General features: G+C 42.5%; 20 protein-coding genes and 5 tRNA genes. 4 read left to right on the top strand and 21 right to left on the bottom strand.

All coding sequences use genetic code 11. The features are described from left to right. Positions 1 to 12: 12 nt before the first annotated feature. The 3 genes from rplK to ACH3Z1_RS14895 all read right to left on the bottom strand — a co-directional run bounded on the left by rplK (position 13) and on the right by ACH3Z1_RS14895 (position 1,716). Positions 13 to 459, bottom strand: a complete 447-nt coding sequence (gene rplK, locus ACH3Z1_RS14905) for a 50S ribosomal protein L11 (RefSeq protein ID WP_294990403.1) — start codon at positions 457 to 459, stop codon at positions 13 to 15. A 299-nt stretch (positions 460 to 758) separates the two neighbouring features. Beyond that, positions 759 to 1,235, bottom strand: a complete 477-nt coding sequence (locus ACH3Z1_RS14900; RefSeq protein WP_490822780.1) for a DUF4920 domain-containing protein — start codon at positions 1,233 to 1,235, stop codon at positions 759 to 761. 85 nt (positions 1,236 to 1,320) lie between these two features. Next, complete coding sequence (locus ACH3Z1_RS14895) at positions 1,321 to 1,716, bottom strand: DUF3703 domain-containing protein (RefSeq protein WP_490822779.1); 396 nt, start codon at positions 1,714 to 1,716, stop codon at positions 1,321 to 1,323. A gap of 104 nt (positions 1,717 to 1,820) precedes the next feature. Here ACH3Z1_RS14895 and ACH3Z1_RS14890 point away from each other — a divergent pair, with 104 nt between their 5' ends. Beyond that, positions 1,821 to 2,276, top strand: coding sequence for a YqgE/AlgH family protein (locus tag ACH3Z1_RS14890; RefSeq protein ID WP_490822778.1), 456 nt, complete (start codon positions 1,821 to 1,823; stop codon positions 2,274 to 2,276). A gap of 3 nt (positions 2,277 to 2,279) precedes the next feature. On the opposite strand, the gene ACH3Z1_RS14885 is transcribed toward ACH3Z1_RS14890, so the two are convergent. The 13 genes from ACH3Z1_RS14885 to rpsU all read right to left on the bottom strand — a co-directional run bounded on the left by ACH3Z1_RS14885 (position 2,280) and on the right by rpsU (position 8,784). After that, positions 2,280 to 3,116, bottom strand: a complete 837-nt coding sequence (locus ACH3Z1_RS14885) for a VOC family protein (protein ID WP_490822777.1) — start codon at positions 3,114 to 3,116, stop codon at positions 2,280 to 2,282. Positions 3,117 to 3,147: 31 nt separating this feature from the next. Next, positions 3,148 to 3,531, bottom strand: coding sequence for a biopolymer transporter ExbD (locus ACH3Z1_RS14880; protein ID WP_490822776.1), 384 nt, complete (start codon positions 3,529 to 3,531; stop codon positions 3,148 to 3,150). Positions 3,532 to 3,627: 96 nt separating this feature from the next. Next, positions 3,628 to 4,242: a transcription termination/antitermination protein NusG gene (gene nusG / locus ACH3Z1_RS14875; RefSeq protein WP_490822775.1), complete on the bottom strand. Its 615-nt coding sequence runs from the start codon at positions 4,240 to 4,242 to the stop codon at positions 3,628 to 3,630. A gap of 6 nt (positions 4,243 to 4,248) precedes the next feature. After that, a complete protein-coding gene (secE, locus tag ACH3Z1_RS14870) occupies positions 4,249 to 4,443 on the bottom strand; it encodes a preprotein translocase subunit SecE (RefSeq protein ID WP_295206534.1) in 195 nt (64 codons plus the stop codon). A 159-nt stretch (positions 4,444 to 4,602) separates the two neighbouring features. After that, positions 4,603 to 4,674, bottom strand: a tRNA-Trp gene (locus tag ACH3Z1_RS14865). Between the two features lie 104 nt (positions 4,675 to 4,778). Continuing rightward, a complete protein-coding gene (gene tuf, locus ACH3Z1_RS14860; RefSeq protein ID WP_490822774.1) occupies positions 4,779 to 5,966 on the bottom strand; it encodes an elongation factor Tu in 1,188 nt (395 codons plus the stop codon). A gap of 100 nt (positions 5,967 to 6,066) precedes the next feature. Next, positions 6,067 to 6,138: transfer RNA gene (locus ACH3Z1_RS14855), tRNA-Thr, on the bottom strand. 45 nt (positions 6,139 to 6,183) lie between these two features. Next, positions 6,184 to 6,256 (bottom strand) — tRNA-Gly (locus ACH3Z1_RS14850). 160 nt (positions 6,257 to 6,416) lie between these two features. Then, positions 6,417 to 6,499, bottom strand: a tRNA-Tyr gene (locus tag ACH3Z1_RS14845). 76 nt (positions 6,500 to 6,575) lie between these two features. After that, positions 6,576 to 6,648 (bottom strand) — tRNA-Thr (locus ACH3Z1_RS14840). Positions 6,649 to 7,037: 389 nt separating this feature from the next. Further along, positions 7,038 to 7,337 carry a ribosome hibernation-promoting factor, HPF/YfiA family gene (gene hpf, locus ACH3Z1_RS14835; RefSeq protein ID WP_490822773.1) on the bottom strand — a complete coding sequence of 100 codons (300 nt, stop codon included), beginning with the start codon at positions 7,335 to 7,337 and terminating at the stop codon, positions 7,038 to 7,040. 286 nt (positions 7,338 to 7,623) lie between these two features. Next, positions 7,624 to 8,523 (bottom strand): tyrosine-type recombinase/integrase, encoded by a 900-nt coding sequence (locus ACH3Z1_RS14830; protein ID WP_490822772.1) that lies wholly within the window; start codon positions 8,521 to 8,523, stop codon positions 7,624 to 7,626. A gap of 63 nt (positions 8,524 to 8,586) precedes the next feature. After that, entirely contained in the window at positions 8,587 to 8,784 is a 198-nt protein-coding gene (gene rpsU / locus ACH3Z1_RS14825; RefSeq protein ID WP_133475437.1) for a 30S ribosomal protein S21, read from the bottom strand. 157 nt (positions 8,785 to 8,941) lie between these two features. Between rpsU and ACH3Z1_RS14820 the strand changes: the two genes are divergently transcribed. Then, entirely contained in the window at positions 8,942 to 9,529 is a 588-nt protein-coding gene (locus ACH3Z1_RS14820; RefSeq protein ID WP_490822771.1) for a riboflavin synthase, read from the top strand. A 175-nt stretch (positions 9,530 to 9,704) separates the two neighbouring features. Here ACH3Z1_RS14820 and hscA read toward each other — a convergent pair whose 3' ends face one another. Beyond that, on the bottom strand, positions 9,705 to 11,561 hold the full coding sequence (gene hscA / locus ACH3Z1_RS14815) for a Fe-S protein assembly chaperone HscA (RefSeq protein ID WP_490822770.1): 1,857 nt from the start codon (positions 11,559 to 11,561) through the stop codon (positions 9,705 to 9,707). Between the two features lie 172 nt (positions 11,562 to 11,733). Next, a complete protein-coding gene (locus ACH3Z1_RS14810; RefSeq protein ID WP_490822769.1) occupies positions 11,734 to 12,111 on the bottom strand; it encodes an RDD family protein in 378 nt (125 codons plus the stop codon). 134 nt (positions 12,112 to 12,245) lie between these two features. Here ACH3Z1_RS14810 and tyrS point away from each other — a divergent pair, with 134 nt between their 5' ends. Beyond that, entirely contained in the window at positions 12,246 to 13,529 is a 1,284-nt protein-coding gene (gene tyrS / locus ACH3Z1_RS14805) for a tyrosine--tRNA ligase (protein ID WP_490822768.1), read from the top strand. A gap of 122 nt (positions 13,530 to 13,651) precedes the next feature. Next, on the top strand, positions 13,652 to 14,296 hold the full coding sequence (locus ACH3Z1_RS14800) for an alpha/beta fold hydrolase (RefSeq protein ID WP_490822767.1): 645 nt from the start codon (positions 13,652 to 13,654) through the stop codon (positions 14,294 to 14,296). Between the two features lie 237 nt (positions 14,297 to 14,533). Here ACH3Z1_RS14800 and ACH3Z1_RS14795 read toward each other — a convergent pair whose 3' ends face one another. The 3 genes from ACH3Z1_RS14795 to ACH3Z1_RS14785 all read right to left on the bottom strand — a co-directional run bounded on the left by ACH3Z1_RS14795 (position 14,534) and on the right by ACH3Z1_RS14785 (position 17,279). Beyond that, a complete protein-coding gene (locus ACH3Z1_RS14795; protein ID WP_490822766.1) occupies positions 14,534 to 15,487 on the bottom strand; it encodes a proline iminopeptidase-family hydrolase in 954 nt (317 codons plus the stop codon). 158 nt (positions 15,488 to 15,645) lie between these two features. Beyond that, complete coding sequence (locus ACH3Z1_RS14790; RefSeq protein WP_490822765.1) at positions 15,646 to 16,332, bottom strand: SGNH/GDSL hydrolase family protein; 687 nt, start codon at positions 16,330 to 16,332, stop codon at positions 15,646 to 15,648. Positions 16,333 to 16,388: 56 nt separating this feature from the next. After that, a complete protein-coding gene (locus ACH3Z1_RS14785; protein ID WP_490822764.1) occupies positions 16,389 to 17,279 on the bottom strand; it encodes a cyanophycinase in 891 nt (296 codons plus the stop codon). Between the last annotated feature and the right edge of the window lie 314 nt (positions 17,280 to 17,593).

Genomic DNA, 17,593 nt, shown 5'->3' with positions numbered 1-17,593 from the left:
AAGGTGAATAAATTAATTGTTTTCCCAGGGGGCTTTTCCTTCTACAGTTAAACCCATACTGCGTGCAGTACCAGCAACCATGCTCATGGCGCTGTTAAGGGTGAACGCATTCAGGTCAGACATCTTGTCTTTAGCAATAACTTCAACCTGATCCCAGGTTACTTTACCTACTTTCTGACGATTGCTTTCCTTAGAACCTTTCTGGATTTTTGCTGCTTCCATTAACTGAACGGCAGCCGGAGCGGTTTTGATGATGAAGTCGAATGACTTATCAGCGTATACAGTGATCAAAACGGGAACTACTTTACCCATTTTGTCCTGGGTTCTGGCATTGAACTGCTTACAGAACTCCATGATGTTGATACCCTTCGAACCAAGGGCTGGACCTACGGGAGGTGCTGGATTGGCTTGACCGCCTTTAACCTGCAACTTCACATAGCCGGTGATTTCTTTGGCCATTGCTTTTTGATTTAATTGGTTATAACGTCCCGATTTTATCGGGACTCCCAAACTCAATCATTCTTTCGAAAAAAGAACTTTTGGGGCGGCAAAGGTAAGGAGCAGGTGTGGGATTTCAAAGAAAAAGAGCAGAAAAGCTGCTGGCTGCTCGCTACTAGCTTCTAGCTTTTAGTAAAACAACTTATAAATAATTGATAATCAATAAATAAAAAGGTGAGACATTAGAATGCCCACCTTTTTATTGTTGTCTAACACTGCTATCTTAACTGGAAGCTAGAAGCTAGCAGCCAGCAGCTTTCCTACAATACCAATATCCCTGCTGCCTGAATCACGATCTCCTTTTTGGGTTCGGTGATTTTGGCGATTTCTTCTTTGCTTTTACCAGCATCTTCGGCAAAATGTTTGAGCTGTTTTACAGAAGTAGTGGTTTGAGTGGCTACACCATCAATAACAATCTTTTTGCCATTCAATACTACCGGAACAGCAAATTTGTGATCCTTCATCTTCACCATCATATTACCATTAGGTGATTGCACTTTGATCCAGCAACCTTCTTTCTGACAAACTTCGGTTACAACACCTACTATTTTGGCTTCATGGGGTTTTCCTTCTTCTTTGGTAGACATCACTTTTACAAACTCGTCAATAGATACTGCATTATCGGCAGTAGTGGCTTTTCCAAATTTGGCACCGGCTTCAGCAGGTACTTGTGGAGGCTGGGCCTGAACCAACATAAACGTGCATAACGCAATGGCTAAACTGAATAATTTTTTCATACTATTTGGGAAGTTTCAATGAATGAATAAACAATTGATGAACTGTAAAAATACAAATGCCGGATGGAATACAAACCGCCGCTGGTCATAATATTGTTAAATCACCCGGGACAGCTACACCCGCTCTTCTGAATATCTCCTGTATTTCAGGCTGAACAGGCATGGATCGCATCGGCGGCACATTGGCGCCACCCGTATTACCAACGGGTATGGTTCCAACAAACGACTTTACCCCTCCTACCAATAAACGCGGCACCTGCCCAATAACCTCTTTTATACTTTTGATGCGGCAGCCAAACAGCAGCATCTTCCAGTGTACCAGGCTATGATGATATGGGTAACGCTGCCCGATTACATGCGCTCTTTCCAGGTGATGCCATGCTTCATGCAGTTCTTTTCTCTTTAAGGCCGTTGCATAATCAACCAAAGCTTGTTTGAAAAAAGGTTTGAGCGATACCGGCATGGTTGTATAAAATTTCATACCCTCATTTTATGATTTACTAAGTTAGGATGTCTTCTTTTAACTAACTTATCAGATACTGGAAGATTTTCAGTTAATTTTATTCAACAAATAAGCCCAAATTCATGTCATCCCTTTTTGGAAAAATCATCACCAGTGCACCCGACATCAATGATCCCAACTTTGAAAACACCCCTATTCTGATTGTAGAACAGAACGACAACGGCGCTGTTGGGTTTATTGCACATCTGCCTTTGATGAAGAACCTGAATGAGTTGACAGAATTTGCCAGCTACCCACCTATTCCACTTTATATCGGTGGCCCTGTTGACCAGGAGAATCTTTTCTTTTTACACCGCCGCCCGGATCTGATTGAAGGCGGTCTGGCTATTAAAGACGGCGTGTATTATGGTGGCGATTTTCAGCAGGTACTTGCACACCTCAAAGACGAGACCTTATCAGCAAAAGATATCTGTTTACTGATTGGTTATGCTGGCTGGGATCCCGGCCAATTAGAAGAGGAAATCAAAGAAGGAAGCTGGACCATTTCGGAGCTTCCTGCTTATGATGTTTTTGAATAGGTATTACGCTTCCAGCAATGCCTGTATATCAAATTTCTGCATTTTCAGAAAAGCCTGTATGACCCTCGGCCCTTTTTCCTTATCCTGCATGAGTTGAGCAAGAATGGATGGCACAATCTGCCAGGAAATGCCATACTGATCGGCCAGCCAGCCACACATATCGTAACGACCGCCAGCACCCAGTGTTTCCCAGAAATAATCAATCTCTTTTTGGTCATCACATTCTACCACAAATGAATTCCCCGGTGTAAAATCATAATCATGTTCTATAGCACTACTCATGGCATTCATGATAAAGCCATTGAGTTTGAATTGTGCAAACAACAAAGTTCCGTTACCCATTCCCGCTTCCGGTGGATAAGGCATATCCATCAGTTCCATACTGTTTGAAAAGGTCTTTATGTAAAAATCTCTTGCGTCTCTTACACTCTTATTCTTTTCATTCACAAATAATAAGTTGGGTACTATTTTCTGTTCGTTGTTGATCTCTTCCACATCCAGCTGCCAGTTTACACCAAATCTGTCCTGCACCCATGCATAACGTGGACTCCAGTCGTATTGATCAATCGGCATCAATACAGTACCACCATCTTTAAGCAATGCATATAACCGATCGATTTCAGCTTCTCCATTGCAATACACGAAATAGGAAACAGCGGGTGTGGTTTTGTATTTCGGGCCACCATTGAGTAACATAAATACCAACCCTCCTGCTTTGAATCTTGTAACAATGGGATTAGATTCAAGCATGTTGGCATCATGAAACACATCACAATAAAATGCAGCAGCTTCCTGCGCATTGTTGTTAAACCAGATGCATGGATAGATGGGTTTTGACATACTCAATTAATATTAAAAGACAGATACGTTTTTAAATTTTTAACAACTGGTAAGATCTGATATTTTTCTTTGCCATAAAATCCAGCACTGAAACAATTTGCTGATATCTGGCTTCTTTGGTACAGATAATATTGACGGTTGGCTGTTGTAGCAAATCTGTTTTATTTGTCAGTTCCTGTTTCAGATCAGCATATTCAATTTTGATTTTTTTACCCGGGGCAATATAATAAGCTTCATTTTTCTCCAGCAGCAAGCAATGTTTTAAGTCTTCCTGCTTTGCTTCTTCAATACCACTCAGGGTATTATCAACAGGCTCAGACATTTCGCTAGTAATTACAAAAAAAGAGATAGAAGCCAGAAACAATACTACCAGTACAATTACCAGCATTCGTAAAGAGGTGCGCGAAATTTTCATGACAATATATTTTATTATCAGGTTGAATTTACTACTCTTTTAACAAAACAAAAAGGCCGTCCTGTTGGACGGCCTTTTGAAATATCGTTGAGGAATTTAACTAAGTTTCTCAACCTGCATATAATTGAGTTCTACAGGAGTTGAACGACCGAAGATTTTTACGGTCACTTTCAGTTTTTTCTTTTCGTCGTTTACTTCTTCGATCACACCATTGAAATCGTTGAATGGACCTTCAATGATTTTGATGGTTTCGCCGATGATGAATGGTTCGCTCATGGTTGCACCCTGGTCGTTCATTTCATCTACTTTACCCAGCATTTTATTTACTTCACTTTTACGTAAAGAAATGATATTGCCTTTAGAACCTTTACCATCGGTAAGGAAGTGCATTACGTTGCTGATATTGCTGATATGCTGAACGATATCATCATTCAGTTTACCATTCAATACTTCCATCATCACATAACCCGGGAAATAGTTTTTTTCGCGCATTACTTTTTTACCGTTCTGCACTTTATATACTTTCTCCATGGGGAGGAATATCTGTTTGATGATTTCCTGCCAGCCGCTGCGAATAATATCTTTATCCAGGTATTCTTTCACTTTACGCTCTTTACCACTCACCACGCGCAGAACATACCATTTGGTATTCTCCGGCTGATTGTTTTCAGTGGTCTCAACAGCGTTATTATCTACTACTGATGCTTCCATGTTCTCTTACTTGAATAATGAGTAAATCAACTTCAGCAACTGGTTGCTGGAGAAGTCCATCACCCAAACCATCGCGGTGATGATAACGGTGGCTACCAGTACAATAACGGTGCTTTGTTGGAGTTGTAACCAGGTTGGCCAGGTCACTTTCTCCATCAGCTCACGGTAGCTCTCTTTGAAGTATGTGGCGATTTTGTTCACTTGTACAATTTGAAAATTTGAGAATTTGAGAATTTGAAAATTATTTCCTTGTGTAAAGGATGATATTTGAGTTTGAAAATATCGTTTATCCAGCGTTGCGAAGCAACGCGAACAACTTCATTTTCAAATTTTCAAATTACCTAATTTTCAAATTATTCGCACGGGCACTAGGATTCGAACCCAGATCAAAGGTTTTGGAGACCTCTATACTAACCGTTGTACTATGCCCGTAGAAAGCTAAAAGCTATCCCGACGAGTCGAGACAGCTTTTAGATTATGTATGCAAATATAGTTAAAAACCTATTTGCTGAAGCTAAAAGCTTGTGGCTTTAAGCTTATTTGATAATTTCAGTAACCTGACCGGCACCTACGGTACGTCCACCTTCGCGGATAGCGAATTTCAGACCTTTTTCCATAGCGATCGGCTGGATCAGTTTTACAGTAAGACCGATGTTATCACCAGGCATTACCATTTCTGTTCCTTCAGGTAAAGTACACTCTCCGGTTACATCCGTAGTACGGAAGTAGAACTGAGGACGGTATTTGTTAAAGAATGGCGTGTGACGTCCACCTTCTTCTTTGCTCAATACGTAAACTTCACCTTTGAAGTCAGTGTGTGGAGTGATAGAACCTGGCTTACAGATTACCATACCACGACGGATATCTTTTTTCTCAATACCGCGGAGCAGCAGACCGGCGTTATCACCTGCCTGACCTTCATCCAACAGTTTTTTGAACATTTCAACACCTGTTACAGTAGAAGTTAATGGAGACTCCATCAGACCTACGATCTCAACACCTTCACCTACTTTGATGATACCACGCTCGATACGACCAGTTGCAACTGTACCACGACCTGTGATAGAGAATACGTCTTCCACAGACATCAGGAATGGCATGTCGATTGGGCGGGGAGGCAATGGAATGTAAGTATCTACCGCTTCCATCAGTTCATCTACTTTAGCAACCCACTGAGCTTCGCCAGCAAGAGCGCCAGTAGCAGAACCCTGGATGATTGGAGTGTTATCACCATCGAAACCGTAAGAAGTCAGCAATTCGCGGATTTCCATTTCAACCAGTTCCAATAATTCCACATCATCAACAAGGTCAACCTTGTTCATGAATACTACAATACGAGGTACACCTACCTGGCGGGCCAGCAGGATGTGCTCTTTGGTTTGAGGCATAGGACCATCAGTCGCAGCCACAACCAGGATAGCACCGTCCATCTGAGCAGCACCGGTAATCATATTTTTCACATAGTCAGCGTGACCTGGACAGTCAACGTGCGCATAGTGACGATTTGCAGTTTGATATTCTACGTGTGCAGTATTGATGGTGATACCACGCTCTTTTTCTTCAGGAGCGCCATCGATCTCATCATACTTTTTAGCCTGTGCCAGACCTTTCTTAGATAAGATGTCCGTAATGGCAGCAGTCAGGGTTGTTTTACCGTGGTCAACGTGACCAATGGTACCAACGTTTACGTGAGGTTTCTCCCTCTTAAAGGTCTCTTTAGACATTTTTATCGGTTTTTAGTTGTGTTTTAAAAATCTAATGGCTTTCGCCGTTTGTTTATTTTTTGTTTATCCGCTCTGCGGATCACTTTTCATGCTACACTTGAGCCGTTAGTGAGAATCGGACTCACGACCTCTTCCCTACCAAGGAAGTGCTCTACCACTGAGCTACAACGGCTTTTTAAAACTCTTTAAGCTGTTGTTTTTAAAGAACTTAAAAATGAGCGGGAGACCAGGCTCGAACTGGCCACCTATAGCTTGGAAGGCTATCGCTCTACCAAATGAGCTACTCCCGCTTTTAAATTTGAAAATTAGTTAATTTGAAAATTTGAAAATGTTGGAGAAACACTTCGTGTTTTCAATTAGCAGGTTTCAAATGTTTTAAAAGAACTTACTAAAAATCTACAATATGATCATTTTCAAATTTTCAAATTCTCAAATTTTCAAATTGTCCTGTGGGCAGAGTAGGGTTCGAACCTACGTACTCGTGAGAGAACAGATTTACAGTCTGTCGCCTTTAACCACTCGGCCATCTGCCCGTAATTGATACATTATGCAAAGGAAATAACAGTATTATTATCCCAAACCTATAAAACATCAATTTTAAAAGAACTGAGCCGAAGATGGGACTCGAACCCGCGACCTGCTGATTACAAATCAGCTGCTCTACCAACTGAGCTACTTCGGCTTGTTTGTTTACCTAGTTATTCCTTGATATTTCGTTTAAAGGTCCGTGACCTTCCCGATTGCATCGGGATGCTCTACCAACTGAGCTACTTCGGCTTGTTTGTTTGCGAGAAATGCTTAGATGAAAATCGGGAATTGACCCTGCCATTTTTCATGCCATTCATTCTACACAATACAAAGAACTACCCGTTTTTGGGATGGCAAAGGTAATGGAAAACTTAATTCAGCAAAATTTTGGTTGGAAAATTTTCAGGTAGTTATTCACAGGAGGAAAAAAGCTTCTAGCTGCCAGCCGCTAGCTACTAGCTTTTTTTCCTACTGGAAGCTAGTAGCTTGTGGCTTGCAGCCAAAAAAAAGCCCCGGCTTTTGGGGCCGGGGCTGGGTAATTTTTTAGGCTGCTAATTTCTCTTTTTTTCGTTTGATCTGTGAAACAATGGACTCCATGGCGGAATCGAATGACTCTTCGAATGACTTTGACGAGGCCTTCACAAAAAAATCATGCCTCGGAACATGCACCCTTATCTCCGCAATCTTGTCTTTAATGGTGTGTACCACATTGTCGAGCTTCAGGAACACATCCACTTTCAGAATCCTGTCGTGAAAAGTGTTCAGCTTTTGAAGTTTACGTGATACATACTCTACCAATTTGTCATCTGCATCGAAGTGCACGGTTTGAATGTTAACGTTCATAGCAACTCACGTTTAATCGGTGAAAAAATTATGTGAAAGAACTTATTTGCTGAGGGTTTAGTCCCGGGTTTTACCCCGTTTTCTATGATTAACAAGTTAAACCTTTCCAATGGAAAAAAGAAATAAACAACTGAATTTTTAGAAAGATTTAGAAGAAAAATAAACAGGTAGAAATAGCAGCCGGAAAAGCACCTGCCTATCAATAAAAAACATATCAAACTCAAACACATCTATGCCTACCCTCTTGGTTCCGGGCTTTCTGACTTTCCGAGTTCCGGTCTTCCCCCTAAGCCTTCGGGTGTGCCTTCTTAAACACTTCTTTGAGTTTTTCGATGGTATTATGGGTGTACACCTGTGTGGCCGCCAGACTGCTATGCCCCAATAACTCTTTTACGGCATTTAGGTCGGCCCCGTTGTTCATTAAATGGGTGGCAAAACTATGACGGAGTATATGTGGACTTTTCTTCTGAATGGTCGTTACGCTGGCCAGGTGCTGTTTTACAAAACGATATACCTGCCTGGGTTGCAACGGCTCCCCCTTTTCAGTAAGGAACAATTTTGGATCCCGTTCTTCCTGTTGTACCGGTTTATCTTTTATATAGGCCCTTAATAATTGTACCAGCGCTGCAGATACCGGAATAATTCGCTCCTTATTGCCTTTTCCAAGCACTTTTACCTGTTTCAGTGAATCATCTACCTGACTTTCTTTTAACTGAATCAGCTCACTTAAACGCATGCCGGTACTATAAAACAATTGCAATACCAGTTTTTCGGTTCTACCCTTCCAGTCATCGGAAAATTCCACATAATCGAAGAGCGTTTGCATGTCTTTCTCTTCCACAAACACCGGCAACCTTTTATTGAGTTTGGGAGATACAATTGTAGTCATGGGCGACTGCTGTATGACTCCGTTTTTGAGTTGGAACTTGAAGAATGATTTGAGCGATGATATCTTCCGGTTCAGGCTACGGCTTTCCAGCCCCTCTTCCTTCATTTCGGCCAGCCAGCTCCTGATAAACATCGCTGTAATGGCAGGAACATCAGGCGAATCGAACTGACTTTCCAGGTAAGCAAAAAACTGCTCCAGGTCGTTCTGGTAAGAAATAAGGGTATGTTGTGAATATCGCTTCTCGAAGCGAAGATGATCGAGAAAGGGTTGTATGACGGGATACCTGGGTTGGGACATAAAAAAAGTAGCCTAAAGTTACAAAACTCAGGCTACTGAATATATTCTGATTCGAAAGAAGGATTATCCCTCGATCTTTCCGCTAGCGATTTGCTGCTTATAGATGGCTTTCAACACCTCACCACGACGTCTAACAGACGGCTTAGTGAATGCCTGACGCTCTCTCAGTTGTAACAGAACTTTGCTCTTTTCGAACTTCTTTTTGTACTTCTTGAGCGCCTTGTCGATGTTTTCGCAATCTTTTGAATCAATAATAAGCATAACGATTATACCTCCTCGGGTGTTTTTTAGGAGTGCAAAGATAGGAGTATGATCATAAATACACAAATACTTTTAAAATTTTTTGATGTCAGATCTCAGATGGCAGATTTTCAAATCTGTCATCTGAGATCTGACATCTGACATTTAACTTGCAGCCATGTTTACAGGTATTATTGAAGCAATGGGAACAATTGTTTCCCTGGAGAAAAATGGCTCCAATATCAGTTTCTGGATCAAATCACCCATTTCAGGAGAGTTGAAGATTGACCAGAGCGTAAGTCATGAAGGCGTTTGTCTCACCGTTGATGCCCTTTCCGATGGTACCCACCGGGTTACCGCTATTGAGGAAACCCTGAAAAAAACCAACCTGGCGGGCTGGCAAGCTGGATCAACCGTTAACCTCGAGCGCTGTATGCTGATGAATGGCCGGCTCGATGGACATATTGTTCAGGGGCATGTTGACTGTACCGCCACCTGCATCGAAGTAACAGAAAAAGACGGTAGCTGGGAATTCCTGTTTCAGATTCCGGAAGCATCAGCACATCTGGTGATTGAAAAGGGTTCTGTGGCCATTAATGGTACCAGCCTTACCTGTTTCGAAGTGGGCAAAGACCGTTTCAAAGTAGCCATCATTCCCTATACCTATCAGCATACCAGTATTCAACAGGTGAACAAGGGCACAACTGTGAACATTGAATTTGATATACTCGGGAAATATATTGAGAGAATGATGAAGAGGGGGTGAATGATCAATGGTCAATGGTCAATGGTCAATGGTCAATGGTCAATGGTCAATGGTCAATGGTCAATGGTCAATGGTCAATAAGGAGGACTTTGTTTCGATTGAGGTTATTGCTTACTCACTAAATTTTTCCATTCACGATTCACCATTGACCATTGACCATTCACGCTTCCCCCACTCACACCGTTTTCCCCTTCAGCGCCTGTCCCACTGCCTGATCCATGGCACGCTCAGCAAAGGGTCTGGTTATTTCATTCAACTCTTCTATTTTATTGTGAATCATGTTTTTATCATCCATAGTTAAAGCTAATTGTAAAGCCTGCATGGCGTTGGCTGTCTGCAAAACCTCTTCCTTCGACAACAATTCCGGATTCTTGGTCATGAACTTTTCCGTTACTTCCAGTATCTGTTCACCTTCCGTTCTGGCTTCTACCAGTGCACGGGTTATCATGTCATCTTTGGCATGGGTAATGCTATCAAGCAGCATCTGTTCCACTTCCTGGTCGGTTAATCCGTATTGAGGTTTTACTTCAATACTCTGCTCAACACCGCTGCGTAACTCTTTGGCTTTCACTATCAATATGCCGTCTGCATCAATTAAAAATTGCACTTCTACCTTAGGCAATCCGGCCGGCATTCCGGGAATACCTGTCAGACTAAACTCTGCCAGTTTCCGGTTGTCTTTTACCAGATCGCGCTCTCCCTGGAAAACAGATATGCGCATCCCGCTTTGTCCGTCTTTCTGGGTGGTGTACTGCCGGCCAACCTGGGTGGGTATTTTGGCATTCCGGGGAATCAATACATCCATCAATCCACCCATGGTTTCAATACCCAGACTGAGGGGAGTTATATCCAGCAGCAGAAAATCGGTATTGTTTCCCGCCAAAATATCGGCCTGAACTGCCGCTCCCAATGCCACTACTTCATCAGGATTTACCTCATCGTTTACAGGGCGGCCAAAGAAAGCACTCACCGCTTCTTTCACAGCAGGTACCCGGGTACTGCCTCCTACCATTACGATGGTATCAATCTCCTGTTTTTTCAACCCGGCATCCTTCAGGGCTTGCTGGCAACAATGGATTGTTTTTTCAATCAGGGGGCTAACCAACGCGTTCAATTCAGCCCTAGTCAACTCCAATATATCGCCGTTAAGATCGGTTTTGAAAACATCATGAGCACTTAGATGCTTCTTGGCTTCTTCTGCTTTAAGTCTTAACGATTGAGATAGTTGTTTGTTGATTTTCAAATCATTATCAGATATACCTTCTTTTTTAGACCAATACTGAACAATCGCTCTGTCGAAGTCATCGCCACCCAGGTAGGTATCGCCATTGGTACTTAATACTTCAAAAATACCATTCGATATTTTGAGGATGGAGATGTCAAATGTTCCCCCTCCCAGGTCGTATACTGCGATGGTTTTCTCTTCTTCCTTATTCATACCGAGTCCGTAAGCCAGACTTGCAGCGGTGGGTTCGTTTACAATACGCAGCACGTCGAGTCCGGCCAGCTTGCCCGCATCTCTGGTGGCCTGTCGCTGGGCATCGTTGAAATAAGCAGGCACAGTGATCACGGCTTTGGTCACCGGCGTTTTAAGTATATGTTCAGCTCTCTGCTTTAACTCTTTGAGAATGAATGAAGAAAGTTCAATTGGTGAATAAAATTTATCCCCTACCTGTACTTTCACCAGGCTCTCCGTATCATCGTCAATTACTTTATAAGAGAAGAAGTCGGCATGGGTTTCGACATCATGGTAGCTTTTGCCCATGAGTCTTTTGGCGCTGAAAATGGTATTGGCCGGATCTGTTTCCAGGTATTGTCTGGCTCCTTCTCCCACTTCGGCATTACCAAAAGCATCGAAATGCACCACGCTTGGTACCAGACTGCTGGTATTAAACTCCTTTAATGCCACCGGCACTTTACTTTCCGGATGAATAATGGCCACCAGACTATTGGTGGTTCCGAGATCAATACCCACGATCATCTCTGCCTGCTGCAGACTGCCGGTTGCTATATTAATGCCAATCTTTGCCATACCTGTTTATATAAGCCACAAAAGTAAGCGATTACCGGGGAGGAGGATTTCGTTTTTGGAAAGAAGCCGAAGGAGAAACGGAGAAATAAGAAATAAGGAATAAGAAATAGGAAATGAGAAAGTATAGGACAAATCCTACTTTCTCATTTCCTATTTCCTATTTCTCCGTTCCTTATTTCTCTACTACCTCTGTTCCACTCACCCAATCGTGCAGGGGTTGGCCGAGGAAGGGGATGAAAAAGAGGTCGATGATGGTGATACGGGCAAGACTGCGCAGGAGTATGCGCCAGATGGCAGCTCTCCCACCCTGTTTGTTGACCACTATGGTATAACTGAACCATTTAGCCGGTGTTCGCTGAAAGATGATTTCAAAAAAGCTGTAGTAGACAAACATCATCCCGAAAAATATCCAGCCAAAATTGAGATAGGGATAACCCCAATAACGTACCTGGAACATCCAGAACTTATTAAAGGCAAATGCCAATATAAAGATGATCAATGTATCAATAAAGAAATTCAGCATTCGGGTGCCTTCGCCTACTTTTCGCATGAAGCAAAATTAGTGAATGGTGAATGGTGAATGGTGAATTGATGTCAGGAATTCAAAAAAAGATTCGCGATTCTCTATTGACCATTGACCATTGACCATTCACCAAATACTATCTTTGCCGCAAACAACAAGCAATGACCTTAATAGAAGAGCTGAGCTGGAGAGGGATGATTCAGGATATTATGCCCGGCACAGAAGAATTACTGAACAAGGAAATGGTTTCGGGATATATTGGTTTTGACCCTACCTCGGACAGTCTGCACATCGGGAGCCTGGTGCCTATATTATTACTGGTGCATTTACAAAGAGCCGGACATAAACCCATGGCCCTGGTGGGTGGTGCCACAGGCATGATTGGCGACCCTACCGGAAAAAGTGAAGAACGTAATCTGTTGAGTGAAGAAATACTGGCATTTAACCAGGAAGGTGTGCGTAAACAGTTAGAGAAATTCCTTGATTTTGATCCCTCCAAACCCAATGCAGCAGAAATGCTGAATAACTATGACTGGTTTAAGGGTATCAGCTTCCTGAACTTTATTCGTGATGCCGGTAAGCATATTACTGTGAACTACATGATGGCCAAAGACAGTGTGAAGAAAAGACTGGAAGGCGAGACCGGCATGAGTTTTACCGAATTTACTTACCAACTCATACAGGGCTATGATTTTTACTGGCTCTACCAAAACAAAAACTGCAAACTGCAAATGGGTGGCAGCGACCAGTGGGGTAATATTACCACCGGTACCGAACTCATCCGCAGAAAAGCAGGTGGTGAAGCATTTGCTTTTACATGTCCGCTCATCCGGAAATCGGATGGTGGCAAGTTTGGTAAAACCGAAAAGGGCAATGTATGGCTCGATCCTAAAAAAACATCTCCTTACCAGTTTTACCAGTTCTGGCTGAATGCCAGCGATGATGATGCCAAAACCTGGATCAAAATATTTACACTGTTACCTGTAGCAGAAATTGATGCCCTCATCAAAGCACATGATGAAGCTCCTCATCAGCGTGCACTCCAGAAAAAGCTGGCTGAAGAACTTACCTGCTTTGTTCACAGCCGTGCCGACTACGATTTTGCGGTTAAAGCTTCTGAGATTCTTTTTGGCAATGCCACCACTGAGGTTTTACAAAGTCTGAATGAGGAACAGTTATTACAGGTACTCGAAGGCGTTCCTACTGTAGAAATCAACAAAACACAATTAGAGGCCGGTTATGATCTGATCAGCTTTCTGGCTGAAACGGATATTTTCCCCAGTAAAGGCGAAGCCCGTAAAATGTGGCAATCCGGAGGTGTAGGGCTGAACAAAGAAAAGATCTCTCCCGATAAAACCACCCTCGATGCAACCGATCTGCTCCAGGGAAAATATTTGCTGATACAGAAAGGGAAGAAGAATTATTATTTGGTGGTGGCGAAGTGAGGGAATGGTGAATGGTCAATGGTGAATGGTCAATGGGCAATGGTCAATAGTGAGTGGTAAACGCTTTGTAACTCCGTGCCGTACTCCGTGCAACTCTGTGGTTTTTCAGACTTAATAATAACATGAAAATCTATTTCCTCTCAGGACTCGGGGCCGATGAATCAGTTTTCATTGGGTTAGATTTACCCGGTGTGGAAAGGGTTTATTTAAACTGGATGGAACCACTTCCGAAAGAATCCATCCAAGCTTATGCACAACGCATGGCTGACCGGATTACAACACCCAACCCTATTATTATTGGTCTTTCTTTTGGAGGTATGATGGCCATGGAAATCGCCAAACTTATTCCTGTTCAACAACTCATACTTGTTTCAAGCGCTAAAACATCCAAAGAGCTTCCCCCCTATTTCAGGGTCTGCCATTATGTTCCTTTGCATAAAGTTTTACCACTTCAATCCGTTGCCAACAGCGATCGACTGATGGGCTTCTTTTTTGGGGTAAGAACCCATGCCCAGAAAGAGCGATTAAAAAGTATCATCCGCAATACCACACAGGGTTTTAACCAGTGGGCCATCAATGCCCTGGTAAACTGGAAGAATGAAATGATCAATGCCCCTGTATTTCATATACACGGCAATGCCGACAAATTACTCCCCTTATCATTTGTACAACCCGATATTATTATTGAAGGAGGCAATCATTTTATGATCATGCAGAAGGCAAAGGAGATTTCAGCGCATATTCAGCGGGTGTTGTTAAAGTGGTGAGTCGGGGAGAAAGATTGCTGATGTCGGATGTCTAATGCCGGATGTAAACAATAATAGTACCACCTCCATGCAACTCCGTACACCACTCTGTGAAACTCAGTGGTAAAAAAAACCACAGAGTGACACGGAGTAAAGCACGGAGTTGCACGGAGGTTTGCGTATGTGTTTTGATTATCTATAGAGAATAGAACTCCATCTTCCGGACTCCCGGACTTTCCTACTATTTTGCCCCGAAGGCTATTTAATCTGTATACTTCTCCAGAATTGTCGAATGGCTCTTATTTCTGAATCAATATTATCTGTCATGGTAGAATGACCGGCTCCTTTTATTTCAGCAAAAGATGAACCGGGTACCAGACTTTGATAATACATGACTGTAGCAGGACGTGCGGCATCGAATTGTCCGGCGGTAAACAACACGGGAACTTTCAGCTTACTAAGATCTGCTGTCCGGTCATACTCTTTCAGGTTACCTGTAGCTACAAATTCTTCTGGTCCCCACATATGCCTGTACACATTGAGTGCCTGGTTTTTTAATGAACTGTCAACATAAGGCGATAAGGGTTGTGTGCGATTATAGAAACTATTGTAATAAAGGGTAAGTGCATTTGCCAGTTGCAAAGAATCTGTCTTCAAACCCTTACTCATGGCCTGTAAAACTTCACGTGTACTATCAGGTAAAGTCTGCATGAGTATTCCTGCATCTTCTACCCATGTCCGGGTGCGTATACATGGACTTGCCAGTACAACAGAACGGATATTTTCCGGGTGTTGCAAATAAAAATCCATCGCCAGCATGGTACCAAAAGAATGACCATAAAGATCGAACTTGTTTATATGCAGGTGTTTTAATAAGGCGGTTACCTGGTCAACATGATGTTGCATATTCATCAGACTGGTATCGCTCATTTTATCGGAGCGGCCACAACCCAGTTGATCGAAAATGATAACGGGACGATCTTTCGCAATGGAATCGGCCAAAGCCGTAAGATAATAACTCGTGAAACCGGGACCACCATGCAGCATTACAACAGGTACACCACTTCCACCCCTAACCTTATACCAGATTTTGCCTCCATTCACTTCTAAAAAACCTTCCTGTGATGCAAGTGTTTCCTTACCTGATGTTGAACAACTAAAATATACGATACCACATGCAAAGAAGAGGATCAGGTAGAAAAAACGTTTCATGATTATTTTTTGAACATTGAAATTTATTCATCTTTCTCTGTGGTTTTCTGTGTACTCAGTGGCAATTAAATGCCACTGAAGGCACTGAGAAACACAGAATTATTAACCCTGCCTCTCTGCTTCGCCAGCAAGGCTGGCAGAATTACCCTCACTACTGACTACTCACCACTCACTTTCTTAATCACTTTCCACATCGCTTCCGCCACCACTTTATTGCCTTCATCATTCAGGTGTACACGATCGTAGGTAAGTATTTTTGAATCGAGGTTATTGGGATTGTTTGCTTTGCTGTAGTTGAGAAAGATGGAACGCAGATCAACCAGCGGCAATTGATTGTCTGTCGAAAATTTCCTGATCCAGTTGCTGTAATGATTCAGTTCACCATCCTGCGGATTGCTGCTATCGTGTCTTTCACCAATAACGGCTGGTGTACAGAGGATCACTTTAATACCGGCCACCTGTAATTTCTTTACCAGTGCTGTATAGAACTTTCCAAACTTATCGAAATCGGTGCCGGTACCCATCATGCTTTTGTGCCAGATATCGTTCACACCAATGTATATTACCACAATATCGGGTTGTAATTTCAGTACATCATCTTCCATGCGCAGGTAGAGATCGTATACTTTGTTACCACCAATTCCCTTACCAATTAATTCATATTGTGTAACCTTATCTTCTGTACGAATCATATCCTCTATTACACGGATATAGCCATTGGGCTTTACACCCAGCTCAGTAATCGAATCACCAAAAAAAAGGACTTTCTTTTTCTTGTCTGAACGAAAAGAAGATAAAATAAACAGTGCAGCGATGAAGAGGGTAAGTAGTATGAGTTTGTTCATGGTTGTAACTTATGGGTTATGCTCAATGGCTAACGGCTATTAGCTATTAGCTTCTCTCAATACACATCCGTCATCACAGGCGTCGTCGCCGTTCCCATCTGTTCTACAAAAGTTCTTTCATTTACCAGGTAGCCATTGCCTTTGGCGCAGAAATGAACTTTCAGGTTTTCGATGGTGATCGGATTTCCTTCGGGGATATCTGCCATATTACTGTGTTTTATTTCATGCCCGTCAACAATGATTACGAGTCCACTTCCAATGGCTTCCATTCTGTTACCACGGGTAATGAGCATACCGGTATCTTCTCCCAGTCCGATACCAATACAGGATGGGTTGGCCGATACTGCCTGTGCCAGTCTGGCAAAACGACCCCGTTTTTCAAAGTGTGAATCAAAAATTACATTGTCCATAAAACCCAGACCAGTGGTAATTTTTACTTCGCCTTTTAAATGGGCGCGAGTGGCATTGCCTTCATAGATCATGGTATTGCTCATGGCCATAGCGCCGGCTGATGTACCTGCAATAACAAAAGCTTCATGTTCGTAACGATCGTGAATGGTTTTCAGGAAACTGGTGCCGCCGAAGATGGCTGTTAATCGAAGTTGGTTACCTCCACTGAACATCACGGCATCGCAGTTGCGGATGCGTTGTACATAATCTGCACGCATGGCATCTTCGCGGTTGCGTATATGCATCACGCCAATATCGGTGCAACCAATTTTACTGAATGCATGTACATAATTCTCTCCTACTTCCTGTGGTATGGTAGATGCGGTGGTGATGACTTCTATACGAGAATCGGTACCGCCTGTTTCTTCCACAATTCTGCGGAGGATACCCAGCTCAAAAAAATTGAGGTTATTACGATGAACTTCTCCCTTTTCCAGATCCGTTCCTTTATCTTCTGCACCGCCAATAGCGATCAGCTTGCCTTTTGGAATACTCATGCCCTTTAAATTCGTTCCTAACAAAAATAAGTGATTTCAACGGCTAAGTCTTATTCGAAAATGTACTATATTTCAAATGGGATTAGGTATTTTTAGTGCGAAACCGGCTTTAGTAGTAGCTAACCCTCCGTTTACTTTTTTTCCTTGATGAAAAAAAGTAACAAAAAAAATCAAGGCTGTAGAAAAAAAGCTAAAATTTACTTCGTTGCGCTACAAAGGATGAAGCCTAAGGCCGCACTTTTGTTCAATGATTGAACGTGACTGCCCTTGATCTTTGGAATAGAGCCAAACATCATCCTTTGCTTAACGCTTCA

This window comes from Sediminibacterium sp. FW305-C-49, assembly GCF_058231085.1.
Note: the sequence above shows the minus strand (reverse complement) of the source record. Positions and strands in the feature narration are given on the sequence as shown.

Bases quoted from the DNA above. Each gene is read 5' to 3' on its own strand.
- ACH3Z1_RS14895 (WP_490822779.1), bottom strand. From the start codon at position 1,716: ATGAAATTTTATACAACCATGCCGGTATCGCTCAAACCTTTTTTCAAA.
- ACH3Z1_RS14785 (WP_490822764.1), bottom strand. From the start codon at position 17,279: ATGAGTATTCCAAAAGGCAAGCTGATCGCTATTGGCGGTGCAGAAGAT.
- rpsU (WP_133475437.1), bottom strand. From the start codon at position 8,784: ATGCTTATTATTGATTCAAAAGATTGCGAAAACATCGACAAGGCGCTC.
- hscA (WP_490822770.1), bottom strand. From the start codon at position 11,561: ATGGCAAAGATTGGCATTAATATAGCAACCGGCAGTCTGCAGCAGGCA.
- ACH3Z1_RS14820 (WP_490822771.1), top strand. From the start codon at position 8,942: ATGTTTACAGGTATTATTGAAGCAATGGGAACAATTGTTTCCCTGGAG.
- hpf (WP_490822773.1), bottom strand. From the start codon at position 7,337: ATGAACGTTAACATTCAAACCGTGCACTTCGATGCAGATGACAAATTG.
- ACH3Z1_RS14880 (WP_490822776.1), bottom strand. From the start codon at position 3,531: ATGAAAATTTCGCGCACCTCTTTACGAATGCTGGTAATTGTACTGGTA.
- ACH3Z1_RS14885 (WP_490822777.1), bottom strand. From the start codon at position 3,116: ATGTCAAAACCCATCTATCCATGCATCTGGTTTAACAACAATGCGCAG.
- ACH3Z1_RS14800 (WP_490822767.1), top strand. From the start codon at position 13,652: ATGAAAATCTATTTCCTCTCAGGACTCGGGGCCGATGAATCAGTTTTC.
- ACH3Z1_RS14795 (WP_490822766.1), bottom strand. From the start codon at position 15,487: ATGAAACGTTTTTTCTACCTGATCCTCTTCTTTGCATGTGGTATCGTA.
- ACH3Z1_RS14830 (WP_490822772.1), bottom strand. From the start codon at position 8,523: ATGTCCCAACCCAGGTATCCCGTCATACAACCCTTTCTCGATCATCTT.
- ACH3Z1_RS14900 (WP_490822780.1), bottom strand. From the start codon at position 1,235: ATGAAAAAATTATTCAGTTTAGCCATTGCGTTATGCACGTTTATGTTG.
- rplK (WP_294990403.1), bottom strand. From the start codon at position 459: ATGGCCAAAGAAATCACCGGCTATGTGAAGTTGCAGGTTAAAGGCGGT.
- tyrS (WP_490822768.1), top strand. From the start codon at position 12,246: ATGACCTTAATAGAAGAGCTGAGCTGGAGAGGGATGATTCAGGATATT.
- ACH3Z1_RS14890 (WP_490822778.1), top strand. From the start codon at position 1,821: ATGTCATCCCTTTTTGGAAAAATCATCACCAGTGCACCCGACATCAAT.
- ACH3Z1_RS14810 (WP_490822769.1), bottom strand. From the start codon at position 12,111: ATGCGAAAAGTAGGCGAAGGCACCCGAATGCTGAATTTCTTTATTGAT.
- nusG (WP_490822775.1), bottom strand. From the start codon at position 4,242: ATGGAAGCATCAGTAGTAGATAATAACGCTGTTGAGACCACTGAAAAC.
- tuf (WP_490822774.1), bottom strand. From the start codon at position 5,966: ATGTCTAAAGAGACCTTTAAGAGGGAGAAACCTCACGTAAACGTTGGT.
- ACH3Z1_RS14790 (WP_490822765.1), bottom strand. From the start codon at position 16,332: ATGAACAAACTCATACTACTTACCCTCTTCATCGCTGCACTGTTTATT.